General features: G+C 41.8%; 1 protein-coding gene. It reads left to right on the top strand.

Annotation, left to right across the window (positions count from 1 at the left end; genetic code table 11):
• On the top strand, nt 1-4848 hold a 4848-nt coding region (locus TY19_RS11630), incomplete at its 5' end, for a hypothetical protein (RefSeq protein ID WP_079979225.1).
• Nucleotides 4849-5033: the final 185 nt, after the last annotated feature.

The following is a 5033-nucleotide window of genomic DNA, read 5'->3' as shown; positions in this document are numbered from 1 at the left end:
TTAAAAAGCCTCGATGCAATTTTGGCTACTATTAAGAAGGAAAAATACTCTCGAGCTGTCGAGCAGTTTAATTTTTTTATGGCCTTTTTGACGCCCTATGCGGAAAAAGAGATACTCAAAAAGATTTTTGACTGCCTCTTGTTGCTTATTCCCGTCGTAGAGTCTCCTAAAGAGATAGAAGAGGGTGTACGTTTACTGCTCAATTTAGCATCAGACTCCTGTTTTGCAGAAGAACAAAAGCAGTTAGCTACCGAACTCGCCAAATGGCATTACAAGCAAGGAAAACAAGAACAGCTAAATAAGAAACAAGTTAAAGATCCCATCAATGCTCTTCATTACGCAGTAAAGGCTCAGAGCATCTCGATGGCTTCTTCAGAATCCCAACGCCAAGCTTCTCGCTACTTTAAAGTCGCTTCAACGTCCCTTAGCGTTTTTAAGCAGCGTTTGAAAAAAGCAAGAGCCGAAGATAAGAGTCAGGAAGTCGTGCAACTCATCACAAATCTTGAAACGCGTTTTAAAGCAATCTGCTGCAAGGGTGAACAGCATGCTTTGATTAAATTATTCTATAAACAAGTACGCAAACTTATAGCGGCTCTATTTAGCAAGCGAGGAGGACAAAAACCGATAGAGGCAAGTGGGCTGCATCATCTAAAACCAACGATGGACCGTTATTTAAACAGTAAAACTTTTCCCACGACTTGTTTTATCACAACTACCTACCGAAAAAATTTAGATACTTATCGCGCAAGCTTTTACGAGCTCTATCAGACAATCGACTTGCAAAATTTTATCATTGAAGAGGTGCGTGCTTTTCAAAAAAAAGTTTCTGCGAACTTGATCAATTTTCTGCAAGCTTTAGTCGAAGATGCCATTGCCATTTTAGGAGATCCTCCGTGTTCGTACGATTTGCGAGCAATGGGATCTCTAGCCAAAGAAGAAATCTGTCCTTACTCAGACTTGGAATGGTGCATTCTCATGGAAGCAATTGAGCATCGCCCGTACTTTGTAAAATTAGCTCGCCTATTAGAACTACAAATAATAGCCTTGGGAGAAGATCCCGCACAAGGCTTGCCCGTCTTTACTTGTATCGGGACTAAACACCGCTCCGGCTTTCATGTCGATTCTGGCGGCAATCCAGCGGTTGTCCCTGATCTTATCCACACGCCCGATGGATTGGCTCAGATGCAAAAAATAGAGGAGTATCCTTCTAATTCGCATAATAATACGCTGCGTAAAACTATCTCCTTTCATCAAACGAACTCGTCGCTCTTTGACCTCTACCAAGCGCAAATGCGTACCTATCTCGATGAAAATTCTCTACAAACAAAAGAAATCAGGCGCAAGTGTCAGGCGCTACAGCTGTTAACAGATCGCCTGCAGACCTATGAACAGATTTGGTGCCATCCCTTTAAAGAGAAGATTATCGATCTAAAAAAGCACTACTCGGAGCTGCTCCATCACCTTTTAAATGATTTGTCCCTTTATTTCGGCATAGAAGAAGCCAATACACTCGATCTCATTGACGCGCTCGTGAAAAAGGAAATTTTCACAGCCGAAAGTGGTTTCTTATTGCAAGAGGCGGTGGCGGCCATTTACCTAAAAAGAGTGGGCCTCCATTTTACCTGTGGGGAACAAAAAGAAGAGGTTAACCTAGAAGAATTTTGTGATGAAAAAGAAATCCTGGCCAAGATTTACTGGCTTGTCCTGCGCCCTCTTTACCGTAACTTGAAGTTTTGCCTCTCTAACCTAGATTCTCATCAATTAAAACCTTGCATTTCTAAGCTAGACTCTCATTTTCAAAAAATTGATCTCCTTCGAGGGGCTTATTACGAAGAGGAGCTGCGCCCCGATAACATAGAAAATCTCAAGCCCTGGACCGCTCATTTCGTACATCATCTCGTTTCCAGACAACAAGCTGATGCGCTTGATCCGGATCAAGCTTGGCATTGGCATGAAGCTTACTACCAAAGACTCTCCCAGATGACTTTCACGGAACCTCTAAGAGAGACCTATCTTAAAGTCTTAGATAGCTATCCCGAGGAGGAAAATTTGGCTGCGTTAAGCGCTCATCTGGCTTCTATTCCCAACCCAAGCGGAGTTAGACAAAGCCGACGCTTAGAAGAAGAGCAGTTTCAACAAGCAATTCTTGCCATGACAACCGACCATCCAGATCCAGACGATCCCTTCCAAGTCAAAATCCGCTGCCCGGCAGTGCCCGATGCTCGGTATCTCAACCAGGACGTGTGTGAACAAATTTTAGAAGAAACGGGCAATCTCAAACGGCAATATAAAAGCGCTCATCCCGTTGCGAGTGCAACCCATAACGGATATCAGCTGCATTTTAAACAAAAGCCGACCCATCCTTTGCTGGAATATGCCATCCATGCGCTGACGGCACGCATTGCGGGTCAGTTGAGCTCTCCAACGCAGCTAGCACGTTTTGAGGTCGACATCAAAGGAAAAAAACGAGTCTATCCCGTTTTAATTTCCAAAACAATACAAGGGCAGACGTTAGAAAATGCCAAACAGCTAGACGTCAAGCAATTGACCTGGGCTTGCCTGTGTGCTTTATTGACTCGCCCAGGCGATGGGCGCTTCTCCAACTATGTTGTCGAAGAAAAGACGCACCGCATTTTCTGCGTCGATAACGATATTTCTTTTGTCGAACCGGTCATCCATTATTTCTTCGGGCATAAGGTTCATTTTTCTTCGGCTCTTTTTTGTTTAGATGCTAAGTACTATTTAGACTCTGAAGTGTTGCAGGCTTTTCTCCGTTTAGAGCCTAACCTCATTCTCAGTAGTTGGCTTGAAGACTTAATTCAAAAAGATGCGGCTTATCGCGAACTTCAACTTTTTAATTCTAAAGAGGAAGAACAGTTATATGAAGAAAACCCAGAAGATCGCTTTAAAGGAACGCTTCTTTTACGCAGCGGCACGGTGATGAATGTACTCGTGCAATTTTACCATCTACAAGACTGCTTACGTCAAGCTTTAAAAGATAAAAAAAGACTTGCTCCTATCGATCTTTTACCCTATCTCGTTAATTTACGGGGGAGTCACAAGCAAACCTTAGACCGTTGGGTGTACTCTAAATATCAGCAAGCCGTTACTAGCAGTTTAGATCCCAAACAAAGATTACAACAAGCGATCGATCGTCAGGTAGACATTTCTCTCACTTCCGCCCAAGCCGATGCAGCTAGCTTTGGCAAGCTCCCAACGTTTGAAGAAATTCAACAGCGCGAAGAATACTCCCCCGAAAAAGCCCAAAGCGAGCTTTTTGCGTTTACCTTAAACCGATGCGCTTCCCATGTTTTGTTTGGCGAAAACCAAGAAGGAGAGTGGATTGAAGCAGATTTTAGGCACATGATCAAAGGGGAAAGATCCGATCGAGAGCGGCAACGCCTCGTGTTACATGCTTTAATCTTTTTAATGAAAAATAAAGGTCTTCGACCCAAAAAAGTGACTTTGATGAACTGCGCTGTTTTAGATCACACCACCTTAAAACCTTTTTTGCATGTTGAACTTACCTATTTAAATGTAAGCGGTTGTCCATTTATTAAAGAAGAGGCCATTCTGGAAATCGAAAAGTGCTCTCCTAATCTCAAAACGCTTTATTTAAACCGATGCGCTCAGCTGCGCGCGTTTGAAAAATCACGCTTTCCTCTCACACCAACCTATTTGCAGTTTGCCAAATTAGAAGAATTGCAACTTAAGAGGTGTGTGGCACTTGCCTCGATTCAGCTAGATGCTCCTCTTTTGCATACCCTAAAAGCCGATAAAAATCCCCAGTTAAAAACGCTTTTTTTTACAAGTATTATTCCCTATTTCAAAGGGAGTTTTATACAATGCCCGGCTTTAGATTTAGAAACGATCAAACAAGAAAGAATAAGCAAAATTTTAAGAGAAATAAAAAATCCAGAAATTGACTTCAGATTATTATTTCGACTTTATAGGAATGATCCTAAGCTCACCCTTCTTGGTCTTTCTGGCAGGGGAATAAACGATAAGGAAGCAGAAGTTATTGCTCAATCTCCTGCTTCCAATACGACTCTTAAGTCACTCAACCTTGGTTATAACCAAATCGGCGATCAAGGAGCTGAGGCAATTGCTCAGTCTCTGGCTTCCAATACGACTCTTGAGACACTCGGGCTTAACAATAACCAAATAAGCGATAGGGGAGCGAAAGCAATTAGTAAAGCTCTTGCCTCCAATAATACTCTTGAGACACTCTACCTTGAATATAACCTAATAAGCGATGAGGGAGCGGAAGCAATTGCTCAGGCTCTTGCTTCCAATACAATTCTTAGAAAACTCTTTCTTAGCGGAAACCACATAAGCGATAAGGGAGCGAAAGCAATCTTTAAGGCTCTTGCTTCCAATACTGTTCTTAAAAAACTTACTCTAAGCTGTAATGAAATAAGTGATGAGGGAGCAAAAGCAATTAGTAAAGCTCTTGCTTCCAATAATACTCTTGAGACACTCTTCCTTGAAGATAATCAAATAAGCGATGAGGGAATGGAAGCAATTGCTCAGGCTCTTGCTTCCAATACAACTCTTAGAGATCTTTATCTTAACAGAAACCAAATCAGCGATAAGGGAATGGAAGCTCTTGCCCAGACTCTGGCTTCCAATACTGCTCTTAGGATACTTAGACTTAATAATAACCAAATAAGCGATAAGGGAATAGAAGCTCTTGCTCAGGCTCTTGCTTCCAATAAGGCTCTTAGGGAACTCTCTCTTAACGGAAACCAAATAAGCGATAAGGGAATGGAAGCTCTTGCTCGGACTCTTGCTTCCCATAAGTATTTCCGGATTAAGGGTACTCTAATAAGCATTAAGAGGTTATAAACAATTAATCAAGCTCTTGATTCCATTGGAGCTGCTCTTAGAGTTCTCCGTCTTCACAAAAAAAATAAACATTTTAGTTTTTTATACAGAAAACTCTAAGAACCTGTTTAAAATCTTTTTAAAAGGAGAACCACAAACGCCAAAATGACCAGATTTAAGCTTGTATTCAATTTTCTTTCGCAGTT

The sequence above is a fragment of the Candidatus Protochlamydia sp. R18 genome (assembly GCF_000648255.1).
Taxonomy (GTDB): domain Bacteria; phylum Chlamydiota; class Chlamydiia; order Chlamydiales; family Parachlamydiaceae; genus Protochlamydia; species Protochlamydia amoebophila.
This window is presented reverse-complemented; position numbering and strand designations above follow the sequence as displayed.